The organism is Flavobacterium sp. Sd200 (assembly GCF_009826935.1).
Classification (GTDB): domain Bacteria; phylum Bacteroidota; class Bacteroidia; order Flavobacteriales; family Flavobacteriaceae; genus Flavobacterium.
The window spans coordinates 315,590-335,113 of sequence record NZ_WUMN01000004.1; the positions used below are offsets into that span (position 1 = coordinate 315,590).

The 19,524-nt window shown below is 38.8% G+C and carries 16 protein-coding genes and 3 tRNA genes; 12 read left to right on the forward strand and 7 right to left on the reverse strand.

The genetic code is table 11. The annotated features are described in order from the left end of the window. Window positions 1-32 precede the first annotated feature (32 nt). Window positions 33-1,556: a T9SS type A sorting domain-containing protein gene (locus GR160_RS13285; RefSeq protein WP_160750359.1), complete on the forward strand. Its 1,524-nt coding sequence runs from the start codon at window positions 33-35 to the stop codon at window positions 1,554-1,556. A gap of 249 nt (window positions 1,557-1,805) precedes the next feature. After that, window positions 1,806-3,173 (forward strand): LamG domain-containing protein, encoded by a 1,368-nt coding sequence (locus tag GR160_RS13290; protein ID WP_160750360.1) that lies wholly within the window; start codon window positions 1,806-1,808, stop codon window positions 3,171-3,173. Window positions 3,174-3,361: 188 nt separating this feature from the next. Here the strand turns inward: GR160_RS13290 and gpmI are convergent, their stop codons facing one another. Continuing rightward, window positions 3,362-4,882 carry a 2,3-bisphosphoglycerate-independent phosphoglycerate mutase gene (gene gpmI / locus GR160_RS13295; RefSeq protein ID WP_160750361.1) on the reverse strand — a complete coding sequence of 507 codons (1,521 nt, stop codon included), beginning with the start codon at window positions 4,880-4,882 and terminating at the stop codon, window positions 3,362-3,364. Between the two features lie 330 nt (window positions 4,883-5,212). Here gpmI and GR160_RS13300 point away from each other — a divergent pair, with 330 nt between their 5' ends. Then, on the forward strand, window positions 5,213-5,911 hold the full coding sequence (locus tag GR160_RS13300; RefSeq protein WP_160750362.1) for a murein L,D-transpeptidase catalytic domain family protein: 699 nt from the start codon (window positions 5,213-5,215) through the stop codon (window positions 5,909-5,911). On the opposite strand, the gene GR160_RS13305 is transcribed toward GR160_RS13300, so the two are convergent. Beyond that, the gene (locus GR160_RS13305; RefSeq protein WP_160750363.1) at window positions 5,900-7,486 is read right to left on the reverse strand and encodes a murein L,D-transpeptidase; all 1,587 of its coding nucleotides are present in this window, start codon (window positions 7,484-7,486) and stop codon (window positions 5,900-5,902) included. The genes GR160_RS13300 and GR160_RS13305 overlap by 12 nt on opposite strands. Before the next feature lie 440 nt (window positions 7,487-7,926). On the opposite strand from GR160_RS13305, the gene GR160_RS13310 reads away from it, so the two are divergent. Continuing rightward, window positions 7,927-7,999 (forward strand) — tRNA-Gly (locus GR160_RS13310). Between the two features lie 55 nt (window positions 8,000-8,054). Here GR160_RS13310 and GR160_RS13315 read toward each other — a convergent pair. Continuing rightward, window positions 8,055-8,420: a hypothetical protein gene (locus GR160_RS13315; RefSeq protein ID WP_160750364.1), complete on the reverse strand. Its 366-nt coding sequence runs from the start codon at window positions 8,418-8,420 to the stop codon at window positions 8,055-8,057. A 235-nt stretch (window positions 8,421-8,655) separates the two neighbouring features. Here GR160_RS13315 and GR160_RS13320 point away from each other — a divergent pair, with 235 nt between their 5' ends. After that, window positions 8,656-9,201 (forward strand): cupin domain-containing protein, encoded by a 546-nt coding sequence (locus GR160_RS13320; protein WP_160750365.1) that lies wholly within the window; start codon window positions 8,656-8,658, stop codon window positions 9,199-9,201. A 78-nt stretch (window positions 9,202-9,279) separates the two neighbouring features. On the opposite strand, the gene GR160_RS13325 is transcribed toward GR160_RS13320, so the two are convergent. Next, window positions 9,280-9,352: transfer RNA gene (locus GR160_RS13325), tRNA-Phe, on the reverse strand. 41 nt (window positions 9,353-9,393) lie between these two features. Continuing rightward, window positions 9,394-9,466 (reverse strand) — tRNA-Phe (locus tag GR160_RS13330). A gap of 146 nt (window positions 9,467-9,612) precedes the next feature. Here GR160_RS13330 and GR160_RS13335 point away from each other — a divergent pair. The 7 genes from GR160_RS13335 (at window position 9,613) to GR160_RS13365 (ending at window position 17,154) form a co-directional block, all read left to right on the forward strand. Further along, entirely contained in the window at window positions 9,613-10,344 is a 732-nt protein-coding gene (locus GR160_RS13335) for a type III pantothenate kinase (RefSeq protein WP_160750366.1), read from the forward strand. Further along, window positions 10,341-11,624 (forward strand): hypothetical protein, encoded by a 1,284-nt coding sequence (locus tag GR160_RS13340; RefSeq protein WP_160750367.1) that lies wholly within the window; start codon window positions 10,341-10,343, stop codon window positions 11,622-11,624. The genes GR160_RS13335 and GR160_RS13340 overlap by 4 nt, the downstream gene beginning before the upstream one ends. 18 nt (window positions 11,625-11,642) lie before the next feature. Further along, window positions 11,643-13,070 carry a lipopolysaccharide assembly protein LapB gene (locus GR160_RS13345; protein WP_160750368.1) on the forward strand — a complete coding sequence of 476 codons (1,428 nt, stop codon included), beginning with the start codon at window positions 11,643-11,645 and terminating at the stop codon, window positions 13,068-13,070. Beyond that, window positions 13,067-13,621, forward strand: coding sequence for an LPS export ABC transporter periplasmic protein LptC (gene lptC / locus GR160_RS13350; protein WP_160750369.1), 555 nt, complete (start codon window positions 13,067-13,069; stop codon window positions 13,619-13,621). Before GR160_RS13345 ends, lptC begins: the two co-directional genes overlap by 4 nt. Before the next feature lie 4 nt (window positions 13,622-13,625). Continuing rightward, window positions 13,626-13,817, forward strand: a complete 192-nt coding sequence (locus GR160_RS13355) for a hypothetical protein (protein ID WP_160750370.1) — start codon at window positions 13,626-13,628, stop codon at window positions 13,815-13,817. A 5-nt stretch (window positions 13,818-13,822) separates the two neighbouring features. After that, a complete protein-coding gene (locus tag GR160_RS13360; protein ID WP_160750371.1) occupies window positions 13,823-14,827 on the forward strand; it encodes a hemolysin family protein in 1,005 nt (334 codons plus the stop codon). 221 nt (window positions 14,828-15,048) lie between these two features. Further along, window positions 15,049-17,154, forward strand: a complete 2,106-nt coding sequence (locus tag GR160_RS13365) for a peptidylprolyl isomerase (protein WP_160750372.1) — start codon at window positions 15,049-15,051, stop codon at window positions 17,152-17,154. Window positions 17,155-17,267: 113 nt separating this feature from the next. Here the strand turns inward: GR160_RS13365 and GR160_RS13370 are convergent, their stop codons facing one another. Beyond that, on the reverse strand, window positions 17,268-18,179 hold the full coding sequence (locus GR160_RS13370) for a GYDIA family GHMP kinase (protein WP_160750373.1): 912 nt from the start codon (window positions 18,177-18,179) through the stop codon (window positions 17,268-17,270). Next, complete coding sequence (locus tag GR160_RS13375; RefSeq protein ID WP_160750374.1) at window positions 18,157-19,509, reverse strand: hydroxymethylglutaryl-CoA reductase, degradative; 1,353 nt, start codon at window positions 19,507-19,509, stop codon at window positions 18,157-18,159. The genes GR160_RS13370 and GR160_RS13375 overlap by 23 nt, the downstream gene beginning before the upstream one ends. Between the last annotated feature and the right edge of the window lie 15 nt (window positions 19,510-19,524).

The window sequence follows — 19,524 nt, forward strand, 5'->3', positions numbered from 1 at the left end:
ATTTTTGCGCAATACACAAATAACCGATTTTTATGAAAAGAACATTACATTTATTTTTATTATGCTGCTTACTGCCTCTTGGTGTATTTGGACAGCCGGGTAGTTTTGACCCTGATTTTGGTACAAATGGGCGGGTTGCTGCCAATATTGGCGCGGGGATTAGTGATATGGTGTTGCAGCCAGACGGAAAAATAGTGGCATCTGGGGGCTATGGGGTTAATGTTGACACAAGTTTTATGATTGTGAGATATTTAGAGGATGGAACATTAGATGCTGAATTTGGTGATAACGGCAGGGTAATTACTCAAATTGGCGATAGTGCCGCAATAAACTCTATAGCGTTGCAGCCTGATGGAAAAATAGTTGCAGCCGGGTCATCGAGTATTATAATCAACGGTGTTACAACTATAGATGTAGCTGTAGCGCGTTACAATACAGATGGATCTTTAGATACTACTTTTAATACAACCGGTTTTTTAACAATTCCTTTGGAAGGCACCAGTAATGCAAACGTAGTTAAAATACAGCAGGATGGTAAAATACTTTTAGCGGGTATACGAGATTCTCAATTTTCTATAATTAGGTTATTTGAGGATGGAACTATAGATGAATCCTTTAATATGAATGGTTATCCTCATGCTAACACGAACAGACGTAAAGAAATTACGGCAATGGAACTTTTACCTGATGGATCTATACTGGCTTCGGGCAGGATTAATAATACAATGAATGTTGTAAAGTATACTTCTACAGGTTTGCCTGATGAGAGTTTTGGTAATGCCGGCTGGGTGTCTCTTGCACATATAAGTGGTATTACCTATATGCCGGGTATAGTAGTATTAGAAAATGGCGATATCATAATTGCGGGTGGTATTATGCCATCAACTAAATATATTGGTATATTAGTAAAACTATCGGCAAACGGCAGCCTTGTGGAAAGTTTTGGCGAAAATGGCATTTTGTATAATGATGTGGGGGCAAATCTTTCTTGCCAGGCGAGGGAAGTTGCCGTGAGCAGGGGTAAGTTAATAGTAGGTTATAGTTCCGGGCTAACAAGTAATTACGATTTTAATGTAAGTGCCTATGATATGAATGGTGTGCCCGATATTACTTTTGCGGATAATGGCAGCAATATATTTACATTCGGAGGGCTTGGCCACGAATATCTTTGTGCCATAGTAATTCAGCCCGATGATAAAATTCTGGTCGGGGGTACGGGTCCCGTCATGATGGGCTTCAGAATGGCGCGTTTAATGCCGGTTGATGCAGTTGCCGATACAGAAAGTTTTGATAAAACCGTAAATAGGTTTATGGTTTACCCTAATCCTGTTACGGCAAATTCGGTACTGATGCTGGATATTAAAAATAGTGGTCCGGTTACTCTGCAATTGTATGACGTAAAAGGTACCCTCATAAGCACAATTGCGCAGAGTAAATTTTTTGCAGCCGGAAAAACGGAGGTACCATTGCAGTTGCCCCAACTTGAAAAAGGTGTTTATTTTTTAAATATCAGGGAGGCAGATAAGCAAAGCAATGTTGTGAAAATTGTTAATTAAGTACGAAGCTTCTTAATTTTCAAAAAAAATAAAATTTTGAGGTAGGGTATTTTTTTTATTACCTGTTTTGATACTGTAATCTATTTTTTTGGAATTGATCATTTGTTTGGAATGTAATAGTATTTGAAAAAGAAAACTACACTAAAATTGCTCAACCGACCCCTATAAAGGGTCGGTTTTTTTATAAAAAATAAAATATAGGTAGGGTAAATATTTACTGGGTTGTTATTATATTACAGAAAAAAATAAATGGGCAGGTTTAAAAATATATTTGCAATAGCTTTACTGGTGGTGCTTGTTTATGCAGTGTCTTGTCAGAACGATGCTGTAAGCGAGAACAGCACGGCAGCCCTTACTCAGGAGTCGGAGCTTACAGCATTGCTGACCTCAATATCTGTAAGCGACAATATTACACGTACAGTTATAGACAGTACAAGTTGTTTCTATGTAAAACTTCCGGTAGAGGTTATTGCTAACGGGCAGCATATTACGGTTAACAGCAGTAATGATTATGTACTTGTAGAAGAGGCTTTGCAGAATAATACTATTACTGCGGCAGATGTGCTGACGATTGTTTTTCCTGTAACCATTGTATATGCCAATCATACAGAGATTGTTGTAAACAATGAGGCACAATATAGAAGTCTTGTAGATGCCTGTAACGATAATGCACATTATATAAGGGATTGTGTTGCTATAAATTATCCTATAACGGTGTTTAGCTATAACAGCAGGCTGCAAAGAGAAAATACTTATATGCTTAACAATGATGAAGAGTTGTATTCTGTTTTGTTAAATATAGGGGCTAACGAATACTATTCTATAAGCTATCCTGTAACGCTTACCGTTGCAGGACAGGAAGTGGTTTCGGCTAACAGCAACATACAGCTGCAGCAGGTAATAACCACAGCTATAGATGCCTGCGACCAAGGGCCTGTAGACCCTGAAGAGCCATGTGATAATCCGGCAATACTTACTGATGGGTTAAAACTTTACATGCCGTTTTCGGGTAATGTTAATGATCTTAAGGGAAGTGTGGTGACAGCACCTAACGATACTGTTTTTGTTGACGACCGTAGCGGTAATTCCAGATGTGCTATTTCTTTTAACGGAAACCAATCGTTAAGGGTAACATCATCTGCTGATAATGCCATAAAAGATGGTGATGAGTTAAGTATCAGTCTTTGGTTCAGAATGCAAAATACCGACCAGAGTAATTTTGAAGTTCTTTTTGCAAAAGGTTCGGGTGGTACAAACGGATTTTATTTATCGGTTTATGATGGTAACACTCCTATGTTCGGTGCCGCTAATTTTCAGCAGATATGGGATATTAACTGGAACCAGACTTCGGCATTGCATACCGATACAACCAACTGGCACCATGTTGTAATAACGCTTACCAGTACGTATGAAGCCAAAATATATCGTGATGGGGTGCTGCAAAATACACAACAGTTTGAATATACCAATATAGGCGCAAATGCACTTGATTATTACATAGGCCAGGATTTTAGGGGCTGGATAGACGACCTAAGGGTTTACAATAGAGTTCTTAGCCCTGCCGATGTGCAAACACTCTTTAATATTGAGGGCGAATGCAACACTTGTTTAGATTAGTTGTTTTTTTTAATATTTCAAGTTTTTTTTCAAAAAGGAGAAAGCCGATCAGTTGTAGGGGTCGGTTTTTTTATTTTTAGGAGTGATTGGTTTTTAGTTCGCTACATTACATAAAAAAAACAAACCCCGTCAGTGTTTATATACCAACGGGGTTTGCATTATTTAAAGTCTTTCAGCTTCTAAAAATCTTAGTAAACTAATGATGTCCTTGTCATTACCTCAGGTTTCTCTACTCCCATAAGGTGCAGTATAGTAGGGGCAATGTCGCCAAGTATGCCGTCTTTTACATGCTTAATTTCTTTATCAACCAAAATAATAGGCACTGGGTTGGTAGTGTGTGCTGTATTAGGGCTGCCATCTGGGTTTATCATGGTTTCGCAGTTACCGTGATCGGCAATTACAATAGTGGTGTAGCCGTTTTCAAGAGCGGTTTCAATTACCTCTTTAGCACAGGCATCTACAGCTTCACAGGCTTTAATTGCTGCCTCAAATACACCGGTGTGCCCCACCATGTCGCCGTTGGCAAAGTTAAGGCATACAAAATCTACCTCTCCTTTTTTAAGTTCCTGTACCAAAGCGTCTTTTAGTTCAAACGCACTCATTTCAGGTTGTAGGTCATAAGTTGCGACTTTTGGAGAGTTGCGCAATATCCTTGTCTCTCCTTCAAAAGGTTCTTCGCGCCCTCCTGAAAAGAAAAATGTTACGTGAGGATATTTCTCAGTTTCGGCAATACGTATCTGTTTTTTGCCTGCTTTGCTAACTACTTCACCCAAAGTTTCAGTCAGGTTATCTTTATCATACACCACATGAACGTCTTTAAAGGTGTCGTCATAGTTGGTCAATGTTACAAAATACAGCTTAAGCTTGTGCATATTTTGCTCATGAATGTCGAACTGGCTAAGTACTTCTGTAAGTTCGCGCCCGCGGTCTGTACGGAAATTAAAGAATATTACCACATCATCAGGCTCTACAATAGCAACCAGGGTAGTGCCATCAGTAGTCATTACTATCGGTTTAATAAACTCATCAGTAATACCTTCATTATAGTTTTGCTGTATGCTGTCTACCGCATTTGTAGATGGAGTGCCTGTACCATGTACTAACACGTCATAAGCCAGTTTAACGCGCTCCCAGCGTTTGTCGCGATCCATTGCATAGTAGCGGCCTGTAATAGAGGCCAGCTTTACATTGGTATCTTTAATATGGTTCTCTATATCGGCAATAAAACCAATGCCGGATTTCGGGTCAACATCGCGTCCGTCGGTAAATGCATGTATATATACTTTATCAAGACCTGCTGCCTGAGTAGCATCTGCAAGGCCTTTAAGGTGGTCAATATGGCTGTGTACGCCACCATTGGAAACAAGACCTAAAAGGTGTACTTTTTTGTTATTTTCTTTAGCGTAGGCAAATGCATCTACCAGTGCCTGCTCTTTTGCAATAGTATTATCCTGAACGGCAAGGTTGATTTTTACAAGATCCTGATATACAATACGACCTGCGCCAAGGTTCATGTGGCCTACTTCGCTGTTGCCCATCTGGCCTTCGGGTAAACCAACGTTAAGGCCGTCTGTTCTTAGGGTTGCATTAGGATATTGTGTATAAAGGCTGTCAATAAAAGGAGTATTGGCATTGTCTACGGCAGATACTTTTGGGTCTAGCGATTTTCCCCAGCCGTCAAGTATCATAAGGATAACTTTTTTATTCATTTTCAATTACTTAAGTTTTTTTGGCACAGTTTTAGATTATATTAACACGAAGTTGAGGGATAAAATTACTATAAATTAACCAATTATTGTATTGCAAACGCATTAAGATTAGTAAAGCAAAATTTAAATTTTAATATAATTTTAGGTTTTACACAATTTGCATAGCTTTTGTCCCGTTATAGAGATATTATGAAGTGAGAACGGCACAGGAATGAGTCCCTGCCAAATGAAAATGTTAAATATTTGATTTTAACACAGTTGCTTTTTGGAAGTTTGGTTTTTCTTAACTTATTTAGCGGCTTTGTTAGAATGCACAACTAAATGATTACTATGGGTTACAACTTTTTTACGTCGGTTTTATTTTTGTTCTTTTCTTTTACCGCAACAACACCAAAACACAATGTAAAAGCCGCACCTGTGGCTAATGAAATGACTGAAACAGAAACTGTTTACAGTACAATTAAATCGCACTCTGCATCTATGCCTGCCTTTGAATGTTTCTCTAACGCTATCAAGGGATATAACCAGCTAAAAGAGCAGGGAAAAATCAAAAAAGATTATCTTGCCGTTATTGATTTCAGCCTTTCTTCCAATTCTAAAAGACTTTGGATTATAGATATGGCTTCTAAAACTGTGGTTTACAACACCCTTGTGGCTCATGGCAGGAATAGTGGCAATGAGTTTGCTACTGCATTTAGTAATGCCAACAGCTCTAATCAAAGCAGCCTTGGATTTTATGCCACAGGCGAAATTTACAACGGCAAACACGGCCAAAGTTTAAAGCTTGACGGACTGGAAAATGGTATTAACAGTAATGCACGCAACAGGGGAGTGGTTATGCATGCTGCTGATTATGTTAGTGAAGCGTTTACAAAACAACATCACCGTTTGGGCAGGAGCCAGGGTTGCCCGGCATTGCCGGTAGCCCTTACGAAAGAAATTGTAACTTTATTACAGGGCAAAGCATGTTTGTTTATTTACCATCCTACTAAAAGCTACTTTGCAAAATCTAAATTATTAGCTTCTTAGTTTAGCATATAATATTTTGTCGAGGCTGTAAATGTCATTCCTAAATTGCAGCCCGTCTTTATCCATCCAGGCGGTCCAGTATAGCTGGTGCACCCGGATGGATTTTTTTATATCTACGTTTGTAGTTTCCCCGGTTTCCAGAATTTCATCTATTTTATCTTTGGTCCATCCTGCTTCCTGTTTTTCCAATACATAGCCGGCCAGTTTAAAAGGATTTTGAACCCTTACACAACCGCTGCTCAGTGCGCGGTAAGGCTTTGCAAAATTTTCTTTATGATTGGTGTCGTGTAGATACACGCTAAAGTTGTTCTGAAAATTAAACTTTATCCTTCCTAAAGCGTTGTGGTTGCCCGGTCCCTGAACATACCTGTAGCTTGTAGCCTTTTCAGGATCCCATTCCCATGGAGACACTTCTGCGTTATTAAGGTATATTTTCATGTTAAGGTCAATAAAATGGTTGCGGTCTTTAGTGGCAGTAGGGGTAAGATCTTCTTTTAAGATGGTGGGAGGCACCGTCCATGTAGGGTTTATAATAAGGTTGCTTAAAGTAGATTGTAGTACCGGGGTGCGCCTGTCGGGCTTGCCTACCACAACTTTATAAGTTTGTATCGTGTCTTTATTGTTTTCTACTATAGCCAGTCCATAATCAGGAATGTTTATTACAATAGCCCGTTCGCCAAAGTCGTATGGAAACCATCTCCAGCGCTCCAGGTTGGCAATTACCTGTTCTTTTCGCTGGTTTCGGCTAAAGTTTAAAGCCTGTGCAGTGCGGCTGTTCACCACACCGTCTGCCACAATACCATGGCGTTCCTGAAACTTTTTAACAGCCACTGCTGTTGCTGCGTTGTAAACATTATCGTTAAGATATATACTATCCAGATCCTGCCAATAGGCCAGTCTTTGTTTTATGCTGTGTACTGTAGAAGTACTATCGTTTAAAGTAATGGGTTTGACAATGACAATGCTGTTTATTGTATTGTCGTTAGGCAATGTGTTTAAATAGGCAAGGCTTTTGCGCAGGCTGCCGTATATTTTATGGCGTGGCCTGCAACGATCTATAACTTCGGTTACGTTATGGTTTTGCAAAGCTTCGGTGAGCAGTTTATTGGTGTCGAGTTTTTTTGGTGTAAGTGCCCAGTCTGTATATACGCCATCGGGTTTTAATCTGCCCTTAAATAAGTGGTTGGTTACAGATGTAAAGGCTTCGGTGAGCATTAGGTCATAACGCATGCAGTCCTGCTCGGATATTGCCGTAAGTGTTTCAAATTCTTTTAAAAAAGTAAGACTGTAATCATCAGGCAGCAGTCCGTCATTTTCTACATCAGCAATAGTTTGCTGTAGTGCTTTACGGTCATCCTGAGTTGTCCATAAGGTAACGTTGCCATTAGCGGCATAAAATTCTTTGACAACTTCGGGAACATTTTGAAGTAGTATGGGATCTAAAGCTAAAGGAGTGTTTTTTAAGTGTGCTGTATTTTCGGGTTGTACAGGCAGTTGTTCTTTTAGCCGCCCGGTATTTTGGCAGGAAGCAACTATTAGCAACAATGCACATAATATGGTAGTTGGCCTGATCATAACATTTGTGTTTGGTTGTACAGATCTTAAAATGGCGTTACTACTTAAGCCCTGTTTTGAACAGAAGGATAAGATAATCCGGGGTGCTTATAATGCTCCGTGAGCGGTTTTTATGGGGTCCGGATTGTGATTTGCCGTCTTATAATTTACCTTAAAGATACAAAACCAATTTCTTGAATTGTTAAAATGAGATATAAAATTTTGTGAAATTATTACTTAACAGGAAAAATTTTATGTATTACATAATTGGTGGCTCTGTGTGGTTGCTGAGAGTGTTTTTGAAAAGTTTTCAGACTTAATTTTAATTTTTTTAAACCTAAACAGTTTAGTAACAAATTAGAGGCAAACGCTTTAGCTTTTGGGAAGAAAAAACACTGAAATTTTCTATAGAAAAAGCTTGCGCAAAAGAAATAAAATGTATTATATTTGCACTCACAAAAGCGGAAGTAGCTCAGTTGGTAGAGCTCCAGCCTTCCAAGCTGGTTGTCGCGAGTTCGAGCCTCGTCTTCCGCTCAAAAAAAAACCGAAACAATAATGTTTCGGTTTTTTTGTTTTTATTCGTTTTCTATTAATCATCATCGGGTGGAGTTTCAATATATTCCATGTAAAAAACCTGATATCCATGGTGGTTTTCCAATGGCCGTGCGTGGTTGGCATTTTTTAGCAGGTTTAATAATTCCGTTTTAAATTCGGTAGATGTGTTTGTTCCCACCGGAGCATTTTTGCCTATGGCTGCATAGCTGGTGTAGGTGTCGTGAATGTTCAGCTTTTCATGCAGGTCGGTTGAAAGCACAAAACCATCTTCATAAGTATCTACAATATCGTTAACGGTAACTTTTTGTATGGCGTCAAAAAATATATCAGGAACATATCCTTTATGGGCTTCAAGTTCTCTGCCGCCGGGCAGTTTAAACAGGGCTCTGTAATATGGCATAGAATTTTTATTTATAAAAATAACAAAAAAATTGTACTGTAGCTAATAGTTGGTGTTTGTGATATCTTACGGACTTTTTTGTGGTTGATATGATTTTATAAAATTATTTTATGCGTCTAATATTTAGTATCTTAGTTTTTTATCGAGTGTGTTTTGGATGTAGGGTTATGCAAGGTTTTTTTGAGGCTTGCCTGTAATAAAAAGTAGTGGTATTCAATTTTACAAATAACTATTTATGAAAAGACAAACATTTATTTCGACAATGCTGCTTGCCTTGCCTGCATTTTCTTTTGCAGGAGGATCTGTGTTTTATAGTAAAAGAAAAAGTTCAGAGAAGGTGGGTAAAAAACCTTTCATAGTAAAATCTGATGAAAGTCGTTACAGTGGTAAGCAAACGAAGCCTGGTAATAAGACTTTTTTGCATTGCAAGGTATCATCAACAGATACCAATGAGGAGTTGTTTATTCAAACATCAACACCAAATGTATTTAAATATAAAGGAGGGCCTCCTCCTCATATTCATGGATTGGAGGATGAAATTGTGTATGTTGTTTCAGGGGAGTTTATTGTAAGTATAGATGGCGTAGAATCGATGTTGAGAGCCGGAGATACCGCATTTATTCCAAAAGGAACTTTACATACAATTATTAATCCCATAGAAAATAACCCAGGTACTTTGATGACTATTTTTCAGCCTGCTCCCAAAAAGGTTGAAGATTTCTTTAGTTATATAAGTGAGCACGGAGAGGTTTCGCCGGATATTGTGCCAGAAGGCTGGTAGTGTAAAAAAGCGATGTAAGGTTTTGTGTATAATTGCAAAAAAAAAGCCCTTTATCAAAAAAGATAAGGGCTTTTAAAGTGGTACCTCCAGGAATCGAACCAGGGACACATGGATTTTCAGTCCATTGCTCTACCAACTGAGCTAAGGTACCGGCAATATTTTAAGATAAAATCCCATGTGGGATTTGTTTTGTGGTACCTCCAGGAATCGAACCAGGGACACATGGATTTTCAGTCCATTGCTCTACCAACTGAGCTAAGGTACCATTGCAAAATTTACCGTACAAATCTTAATTTTATTAAGAGATCAGTAAACTTGTTAGCGGGTGCAAATATAGAACCTTTTTTAACTTATGCAAAGCAAAGGTTAAAAAAAATGTATTACTATCTTTGCAGCACTAAAAACCGCAAAATGCTTTTAGCTGTAGATGTAGGCAATACAAAAATTAAAGCCGCTGTATTTGAGGATACTGCCCTTGTTGAGAAATTTGTTTTTAATCCGGAAGAGGGTGTTTTCGGGGTTGAAAAAATTTTAAAAAAAATTCCTGATGCCACCCAAAGTATTATGAGTGTGGTAGGCAAAGAAGATAATGAACTGCTTTTATGGCTGCAGCAGAACACTAAGCTGACTGCCGTAAACCACGATTTGGTTTTTCCTTTTATTAACGATTATGCCACACCTGCCACTCTTGGAATAGACCGTATGGTGCTGGCTGCCGGGGCGGTACTTAAATATCCTGCAAGAAACCGACTCGTTATAGATGCGGGTACCTGCGTTACCTATGATTTTGTTACCAATGGTAACCACTATTTAGGAGGCGCAATTTCGCCCGGATTGCAGCTAAGATATAATGCAATGCATAATTTTACGGCAAAACTTCCGTTGTTATATCCGGAAATGCCACAAAATTATATTGGCAACAGCACAAAATCAGCCATGCACAGTGGGGTGGTAAACGGCCTTTTACATGAAGTTGAGGGTTTTACACAACAGTATAATCAACAGTATCAGGATGTAATGGTGATATTAACGGGAGGAGATGCTGATTTTTTGGCTAAAAGATTAAAAAGCACCATATTTGCCAATTCAAATTTCTTATTGGAAAGTTTGAACCTTTTATACCTATATACGAATCAAAAATGATTAAAAAAATTATTGCAGGCCTTTGCCTTATATTTTCGGTAGTTGCATCAGCACAGCAAAATAATGCTTCTCCCTACTCTTTTTATGGCGTGGGCGATGTTAAGTTTAAAGGCACTGTAGAGAACAGGTCGATGGGCGGGCTTAGTATAGTGCCCGACAGTATTCACTTAAACCTGCAAAACCCTGCTTCATACAGTGGTTTAAAGTTTACCACATTCTCGGTTGGAGGTACTACTTCTAAAACAACTTTAAAAACCAATGATGCAAAAGACAATGCAGGACGTACCACTTTTGATTATTTGGCTGTAGCGCTTGCTTTTAAAAAAGTAGGTGTTTCTTTTGGTTTAATGCCATATACAGCGGTAGGGTATAAAGTGAAAGATTCTGTACAGGACAGCTCGGATAATCTTTACCGTAAGAGAGAGTTTTTAGGTGATGGAGGCTTAAACCGTGTTTTTATTGGAGGTGCCTACCAAATAACAGATAAATTAAGCATTGGTGCCGACTTTCAGTATTACTTTGGAGATATAGAGACTAAATCGGTAGTGTCTGTTGCCTCTGGAAGCGGAGGTACTTCGACACAATACAGAAGCCGCGAAATAAATACTTCGGATTATAAAGGTGTTGGGGTTAATATTGGAGCTATGTATCAAACGCTTATCAATAAAAAATACATGTGGGTGGCGAGCGCAACCTATTCGCCTGAGACGACCCTAAAAAATACTACAGTAAGAAATATCGCTGCAATAACCGTTTCGTCTTCTGATACAGAAACCGTTAACGACGAGGTAACCATCAACGTGTCTGATGTAGATGTTGCAATTCCGTCTAAACTCGCAGTGGGTACAGGTTTTGGACAGGCCAGGAAATGGTTTGCCGGAGTAGAATATACGTATCAGCAAAATAGCAAATTAAGCAACCGTTTTGCGAATATGACGGCATCGGGCTTTGAAAATTCGCATAAAATATCTTTAGGAGGTTATTATACACCTAAATACATGTCTTATACCAGTTACCTGAGCAGGATTACTTACAGAGCAGGTTTGAAATATGAGAAAACGGGTCTTGTAATTGCGGGTCAGGATATTAACGATTATGGCGTTAGCCTTGGTCTTGGTTTTCCGTTGAGCGGAACTATAGGAGGGTCTAATATAAACGTTGGCGCAGAGTTTGGCAAACGCGGTACTACTAATGCTAACCTTGTTCAGGAAAACTATGTTAACCTGTTTATTGGCATCTCTCTAAACGACAGATGGTTTGTTAAGAGAAGATACGAATAGACTTAAAAAATGTGCGGCATGAAAATTAAAAAGGCACTTATACTATTGCTGGCTGTAACAACTTGCTTTACTGCTTTTGCTCAAACGAAAGCAAAAACTAAAACTACCACAAAGCCAAAGGCGAAAGTTGCGCAGGCTCCGGCTTTTAAATGCGAACCGGCTTTTGCACTTCTTGAAGAAAAGGCTAAAGACAAGAGTTATGACGATGTTGTAAAGCAGTTGCCGGACTTAATGAAGCACTGCCCGAAATTTAATGAGCAGCTTTATGTATATGGCGAAACTGCCTTTAAAGATAAAGAGGTTAAAACCAAAGATGAGGCTGAGAAGAAAAAGTTTGTTCAGGATCGAATAGCGCTTTATGATGCCTGGCAAAAAAACTATCCGGCATCCGGTGCTGATATAAAAAGGGCTTTGCTGTTAAATGAAAAGTCTTTAGCTAAAGAGGGAGAAGTATATAAGTTGCTGAACGACGCTTTTAATGCCAATCCTCAGTTGTTTATGGATTATACTGCGCTTGAACTGTATTTTAATTTGTACTTAAAAGAATATGAAGCAGCAAAAGGTATAACTCAGGATGAATTTATCCGTAAAGTAGGTGATATTGCCGCCCAAATAGCTTTTGCGAAAAATACTATTGAAGATAAAAGGGCCGTCCTTCACAAAAAGCGCGATGATAATTCGCTGGTTCTTGAGCAGGAAGAATTGGCATATCTTAGTGATACACGAACACTTTCAGGCACTTTTGATGCGGTAGCCGAAAATATGTTTAGGGCAGCGTCTAAATATTTTAGCTGCGAAAAACTAGAGACCTATTACAGTGCTAATTTTGAGAAAAACAAAGGCAATGTTGCATGGATAGATTCGATGGTTCATGTGCTTACTTTTAATAAATGCAACCGAAGTGATGTTTTGTATAATGGTGCAGTTGTGTTAAACGAATTGCGACCAGGGTATAAAAGCGCTTTGCAGTTGGGTTATCTTTCTCAAAAAAGAAATAAAACTGACGAAGCTATTGCCTATTATGAACAAGCTGTTGCATTGCAGGAAGATTCTGTGCAAAAAGCCAACCTGTATAACGATATTGCAGCAATATATAGGGTTACAGACAGGGCTAAGGCTAAAGAGTTTGCTTTAAAATCGGCTGCGGTTAACCCCAATTCAGGAAAGCCTTATTTGTTTATAGCGGGTTTGTATGCATCGCCTCCAAAAGATTGCGGCCTTGGCGATTTTGAGGTTAAAGCGCTAAAACTTTTGGCTATAGAAACGCTCAAAAAAGCAGAGCTTGCAGAGCCTAAGTATAAGCCTACTGTAGCTTCGTTGACAGAAGAATACACAAAAGGCTTGCCCACTAAAAAAGAGGCGAAGGCAGTTAAAAAAGGTAAGGGAGATATTATTACTTACGGCTGCTGGATAAATGAAAGTGTTACATTGCCAAAGCTAAAATGATAAAATTTCAGAAATATATAATGCTGTCAGTGTTGGCAATTATTGGGCTGCTAACATCATGCGAAAGTAATTTTAAAGATGTGCAGCGCATTAACAGTGTTGCTTTTAGCCCTGTGGGCAGGAGTGAGAACATCAATCTTAAATATACCGACAGCGGTAAGGTAAAGGCTATTTTAGTAAGTCCGTTAATGCTCGATTACAGCCAGCTTGAATATGGCTTTAATGAATTCCCTAAAGGGGTAGATGTAACGTTGATAGACAATCAGCAAAAAAACAGCTACATAAAATCAGACTATGCCATTACTTATGCAAATACTGACATTATAGATCTTCAGGGTAACGTAAAGATTACTTCTAACGACGGTAAAGTGCTTGAAACTGATCAGTTGTATTACGACCAGAAGAATGAGTGGTTTTATACCGAAAAATATTTTAAATTTACAGATGGTCAGGGTGGCTTTCTGGAAGGGCCCGGCATAGATTTTAGTAAAGATTTTAAGATCTTTAATATGCAAAGTAATAAAGGTCAGATTAATAAAGTTGAAGATTAGTACTATGGGTTACTTAAAATATATGGCGTATGTTTACCTTATTATGGCAGCTGTATTTGCTATAGATGGTGTTGTAAGGTTAAACAATGGCGAAGACTCCCTGATAAGTTTTCTTTTTGCGGGTGTAGCTGTTTTTATGTTCTTTTTCAGGAAAAGTTCGCATAAAAAATATCACAACAGGCAACCTAAAAACTAAGCGTTATGGAAGCAGCAATAATCATAGGATGTCTGTTGCTTTCTGCTTTTTTTTCGGGCATGGAAATAGCCTATGTTGCTTCTAACAAGGTATATCTCAGTATTGAGAAACGGCAGTCTACCGTTATTTCCAAATTTCTTACCCGTCTTACCCAAAATCCTTCACAATTTTTAACATCCATGCTTGTGGGTAACAGCATTGTGCTGGTTATTTACGGTTACCACATGGGCAATGTTACGCTGCGCTGGCTCGCAGGGGCAGGTTTTTACTTGCCAAATGTCTGGCAGTTTATAGTCCAGGCTATACTCTCGGTTTTTATTATACTGGTCACCGCAGAGTTTATTCCTAAAGTGCTGTTTCAGGTATATGCCAATACCCTTATAAAAGCATTGACTGTGCCGGCTTACTTTTTCTATATGCTTTTTTATAGTTTTTCTAAAGCTGTAATGAAGGTGTCTGATTTTATTCTTGTAAAGCTGTTTAACACCGGGGCAGATACACGTAAAGACCTTTTTAGCAGGCACGAGCTTGATGATTATCTAAAAGAGCAGCTAACGGGCGACAATAAACAGGAAGAAGTAGATGCAGAGATACAGATCTTTAAAAATGCACTTGATTTTCCAAATCTGACAGCTTCAGAGATCATGACTAACCGCAAAGATATTGCTGCCATAGATGCAGGAAATACTGTTGCAGGTTTAAAACAGCTTTTTATAGATACGGGATACAGTAAGATTGTTATTTATAAAGAAGACTTGGATAATATAATTGGCTATGTAGATTCGTTTTCTTTATTCAAAAAGCCGCAAACTATTGAGGAGGTAATGATATCTATTGAGCATGTTACGTCTACTATTTACATTAAAGATTTGTTAACTCAGCTTACCCATAAAAAAAAGAGTATGGCGGTAGTCCAGGATGATAATGCAATAACGTTAGGTATCATTACAGTTGAAGATATTATTGAAGAATTATTTGGGGAAATAGAGGATGAGCATGATAATGAGTGATTTATCTCTGTGTAATGGCTAAATATAATTAGCGGTTACTCTAAACGTTTTCGTTAATAATACCGCATTGATTTTATATATGTAGATGATAAAGCTTAACGAAATATTCATATCTGAAAATAAATAAACGAAAACTTGGCAAAAAATAAGTATAGTATTTTTATTATTACATAGATAATTGTATTTTCGCCCACTGAATTAAAATTTTAACAACAAAACAAATGGCGGTTTTATCAAAAATAAGGGAGCGCTCAATACTACTCATAGGAGTTATTGGTTTCTGTTTACTGGCGTTTATAATAGGTGATATTATAAACAGTGGCGGTTTTGGCGTAACTAAAAATGTGGGAAGTGTAAACGGTACAGATATTCCCGTAAAAGAATTTTTAGAAAAAGTAAACAATACCCAGCAACAACAGCAGGGAGCATCTTCTACGCAGGCTGCAAACTATGTTTGGAACACAGAGGTTAACCGTATTCTTTTAGAAGAAAGATTTGAGAAAGCCGGTATTCGTGTGGGCAGAGAGCACGTGCTTGATGTTTATGCACAGATGCTTGGGCAAAACCCTCAGTTTATGAATGCGTTGGGCAAATTTGATAAAGGTAAGTTTAATGAGTTTCTTGCAAACTTAAAAACTACTAACCCGCAGCAATTCCAAGCTATCGAAAAAGAAAGGCCAAGCATCGAGTCTTCTGCAAAAAGCCAGTTGTATGGCACTATGCTGAAGGCAGGATACTTTACAACTAACTTGGAAGGTAAAGCACGTTTTGCTCAGGAAAACAACAAAGCTACATTTGACTATGTACTTGTTCCTTATACAACGATCAATGACGATCAGGTAAAAGTTTCTGATGAGGAGCTTACTGCTTACATGAAGAAAAACGAGAAAAAATATAAGGCAGAGGCTTCACGCGATATAGAGTTCGTTCTTATAGACAATAAACCGTCTGCAGCAGATGAGGCAGAGGTTAAGAAAAATGTTGAGAGCCTGCTTACTCCTAAAGTTGTTTATAACGAAACAACAAAGGCTAACGATACTGTTCCAGGTTTTGCCGGAGTTACAAATAATGAAGAGTTTGTAAACCTAAACTCTGAAATTAAATTTGACAGTACTTACGTAAACAAAAAGCAACTGCCTGTAGAGCATTCTCAGCAAATTTACAGTCTTGCTCCTGGTCAGATCTATGGCCCTTATGTAGATAATGGCTATTATAAAGTTACTAAAATGGTAGGTAAAAAGCCGGGTGCAAGTGTTAAGGCAAGCCACATACTTATTGCTTACAAAGGTGCGCAAATGGCAGATCCTACTGTTACACTTACTAAAGAAGAAGCTAAAGCTAAAGCAGACGGACTTCTTTCTCAGGTAAGGTCAAACCCTGATTCTTTTACTCAATTGGTAGCTCTTAACTCAAATGATAAAGGGTCGTTGGGTACAGGCGGTGTTTATGATGATATCGTTCCAAATCAAATGGTAAAACCATTTAACGATTATATTTTTAATAACAGTGTAGGTTCTACAGGTGTTGTTGAAACTGATTTTGGTTTCCACGTGATTAAAGTTCTTGATAAATACGAAGGCGTACAGCTTGCTACAATAGCTCAAAAAATACAGCCTACAGAGGCTACTACTGATGCTAACTTTGTAAAAGCAACTAAACTAGAAATGGATGCAAGAGACAGTAAAAAATCTTTTGCAGACCTTGCTAAAGCGGCTAATCTTACTGTAACCCCGGCTAACGGTCTTGGTGTTAACGATGAGAACATTCCTGGTGTTGGTGCTCAAAGGGCTATTGTTCGTTGGGCTTACGAGAACGGTACTAAAATAGGCGATGTTAAGAAATTCGATACTCCTCAGGGTAGTGTTGTTGCAAGACTTAAAACAATAAACGAAAAAGGATTACTTCCTTTAGAAGAAGCTAGAATATCTGTACTTCCGTTAGTACGTAACGAGAAAAAAGCTGAGCTTATCCGTAAAAAAATGACTGGCTCTACACTTGAGGCTGTTTCTAAAGCATCTGGATCAAGCATTGCGACGGCAACAGGCGTTAGCTTTGCAAGCCCAATGGTTCCAAGTGTTGGTCCTGAACTTAAAGTTGTAGGTAAAGCATTTGGTCTTGCTGCAGGAAAAACATCAGGTCTTATAGATGGTACTGCAGGTGTATTTATGATAAAAGCTACCAGCGTTGAAAAAGCAGCAGCTCCTCAAAACTATACAGCTATAACCACAAGGCTTATGGCTGAAGGACGTGGAAGCGTACAAGGCAGAATTACAAATGCTCTTAAAGATGCCGCTGATATTGAAGATAACCGTTACGAGTTTAATTAATCAGTAGCGTTAGTATATACAAAAAGTCCTCCAATTTGGAGGACTTTTTGTTTTAGTAAGTCTTTAGGAATTGGTTGAATTCTAAAGACCTCTATTTTTATTCTCAGTTAAGTTTACAATATCATATCATGATAAGATACAATAGTATCATATCCTTTAGCTTTGAAATACCCGATAGGGTTTTCTTCCGATACGGCCAAAACAAAATCGCCACCCCATGCACCAAGGCTTTTGACTACACCTTTAAATTCGGGGAACAGGCGTTCCTGGACAGGTGCAATGCCTAAAACCCCAGACAGTAAGGCTTCGTGCTTTTCTAATGCCGATCCGAATTCCTGTGCATCTTTGGCTTGTATTGCATCTTGAGTGAGGGCGTTTATGCGGGTAATCACAGGTGCTATATTTTGACGTTGGGCACGGTATGCTGCTATGGCTTCCCGGCTGTTTTGTTTTTGGTTAAGGTATACAAACCATAGTTTATTGGCATACGTTGGATAAAAGTCTACGGGAGCTATATAAGGATCATTGCCATTGATGCGGTAAATTACAGGGGTGTTGTTTTGTGCACAGGCAATATCATAGCCACTGCCTCCAAAACTGTCTGCCAGTAGTTGAAATGCATTTATTTTAAACCATTGCGCAACGTTATTTATAAAAGTAGAGGAGGTGCCCAAGCCCCATTTTCTTGAAAATGTAAGCCTTGTTTCTACATCAAATCCTGTGTTTTTTTTTAATAAGTTTGGATTAGAAAGGTGTGCATGATGCAGTACTTCTATGAGCGTATCAGCTTCTGGTGATATACCGGTCGGTATATTTTCTGTAACTGATTTTACAGGCAGGGAACATTCCAGCCAAACAGAACCATCAGCATCATAACTTTTCCAGTTTATAATGCCGCTGTTGGTTTCTTCAACTTCGAGATACTGTCCCTGCTTTGTGGGCAGCGCAAAAGCATCGGCACCGTCGAGTACGGTATATTCTCCTGTAATAAACAGCTTTCCGTTACTGTAAAAAGTCTTCTTCAATGCGTGCTTTATCTATGGTTCGTAGTTGGGTTACAAATTCTGCTGCCGCACTGTGGCTCACGGTGTTTTTTTCAAAATGCTTTACAGCCTGTTGTTTTTCGGTTTCGGTAGCCTCAAGTTGGTTCAGGATATTCATAAGGTGCATTTTCATGTGCCCCTGTTGTATCCCTGTGGTAGTCAAAGATCGCAGTGCACCAAAGTTTTGAGCCAGTCCGGCCACGGCTACTATTTGCATAAGCTCCTGGGCAGATGGATTGCCAAGCATTTGGAGGCAAAGTTTTACAAGTGGGTGCAATGTAGTTAAACCTCCTACTGTACCTAATGCTAATGGCACGTCGAGCCAAAATGTAAACTGACCATCTTCAATTTTTGCGTGAGACAGACTTGTGTAATGACCGTTTTTGGCTGCATAGGCATGTACTCCGGCTTCAACCGCACGAAAATCGTTTCCGGTAGCTACAACCACTGCATCAATACCATTCATAATGCCTTTGTTGTGGGTAACGGCACGATAGGTTTCTACTTCGGCTATCTTTACGGCGGCAACAAACTTGTCTGCAAACTCTTCAGGGCTGATGTTTTTATCTTCATTAAGTGCCTCAACGGGGCACGATACTTCAGCACGAACCACACATTCCGGCACGTAGTTAGAAAGGATACTCATTACCACTTTAATATCTTTTTCTTCTTCGGTAAAAGCGGTATATAGCTGGGCTTCCTCACGCAAAGTTTTAGAAAACTGTTCTAAACATGAGTTTATAAAATTGGCTCCCATGCTGTCTATGGTTTCAAAAGTTGCATGGAGCTGGTAATAGTTTGGTATAAGATGGGTTTTATCGCGCAGTTCAATATTTAAAATACCCCCGCCGCGTTTTTGCATGTTTTTGGTTATGGTCTCGGTATCGGTAAAAAACTCATTCTTAGTCTCTTCAAAAAAAACTTTGAGTTTGTCAGCATTCCCATTATACATAAAGTGTACCTGACCAATTTTTTCGGTATTAAGTACGGTGGCTTTAAAACCTCCTCGTGTTGACCAAAATTTTGCGGCCTTGCTGGCTGCTGCAACTACCGAACTTTCTTCGATAGCCATCGGAATGGTGTATTCTTTTCCGTTTATAATAAATCCGGGAGCTATACCCAACGGCAGGTAAAAATTAGTAACAGTATTTTCTATAAATTCGTCGTGCAACTTTTGCACTTCGGCATCGGTATTCCAGTAGCTTTGCAAAAGTGTTGTGGCAGCCTCAGGGTCGGCAAAATGCTGTTGTGCCAGCCAATTAATTTTTTCCTGTTTGCTAAGTTTACTAAATCCCAGAATTGCTTTGCTCATTTTCAGTAGCTTAAA

Excerpts from the sequence above, each read along its gene's own strand:
- GR160_RS13285 (WP_160750359.1), top strand. The coding sequence starts at position 33 with ATGAAAAGAACATTACATTTATTTTTATTATGCTGCTTACTGCCTCTT.
- GR160_RS13290 (WP_160750360.1), top strand. The coding sequence starts at position 1,806 with ATGGGCAGGTTTAAAAATATATTTGCAATAGCTTTACTGGTGGTGCTT.
- gpmI (WP_160750361.1), bottom strand. The coding sequence starts at position 4,882 with ATGAATAAAAAAGTTATCCTTATGATACTTGACGGCTGGGGAAAATCG.
- GR160_RS13300 (WP_160750362.1), top strand. The coding sequence starts at position 5,213 with ATGGGTTACAACTTTTTTACGTCGGTTTTATTTTTGTTCTTTTCTTTT.
- GR160_RS13305 (WP_160750363.1), bottom strand. The coding sequence starts at position 7,486 with ATGATCAGGCCAACTACCATATTATGTGCATTGTTGCTAATAGTTGCT.
- GR160_RS13315 (WP_160750364.1), bottom strand. The coding sequence starts at position 8,420 with ATGCCATATTACAGAGCCCTGTTTAAACTGCCCGGCGGCAGAGAACTT.
- GR160_RS13320 (WP_160750365.1), top strand. The coding sequence starts at position 8,656 with ATGAAAAGACAAACATTTATTTCGACAATGCTGCTTGCCTTGCCTGCA.
- GR160_RS13335 (WP_160750366.1), top strand. The coding sequence starts at position 9,613 with ATGCTTTTAGCTGTAGATGTAGGCAATACAAAAATTAAAGCCGCTGTA.
- GR160_RS13340 (WP_160750367.1), top strand. The coding sequence starts at position 10,341 with ATGATTAAAAAAATTATTGCAGGCCTTTGCCTTATATTTTCGGTAGTT.
- GR160_RS13345 (WP_160750368.1), top strand. The coding sequence starts at position 11,643 with ATGAAAATTAAAAAGGCACTTATACTATTGCTGGCTGTAACAACTTGC.
- lptC (WP_160750369.1), top strand. The coding sequence starts at position 13,067 with ATGATAAAATTTCAGAAATATATAATGCTGTCAGTGTTGGCAATTATT.
- GR160_RS13355 (WP_160750370.1), top strand. The coding sequence starts at position 13,626 with ATGGGTTACTTAAAATATATGGCGTATGTTTACCTTATTATGGCAGCT.
- GR160_RS13360 (WP_160750371.1), top strand. The coding sequence starts at position 13,823 with ATGGAAGCAGCAATAATCATAGGATGTCTGTTGCTTTCTGCTTTTTTT.
- GR160_RS13365 (WP_160750372.1), top strand. The coding sequence starts at position 15,049 with ATGGCGGTTTTATCAAAAATAAGGGAGCGCTCAATACTACTCATAGGA.
- GR160_RS13375 (WP_160750374.1), bottom strand. The coding sequence starts at position 19,509 with ATGAGCAAAGCAATTCTGGGATTTAGTAAACTTAGCAAACAGGAAAAA.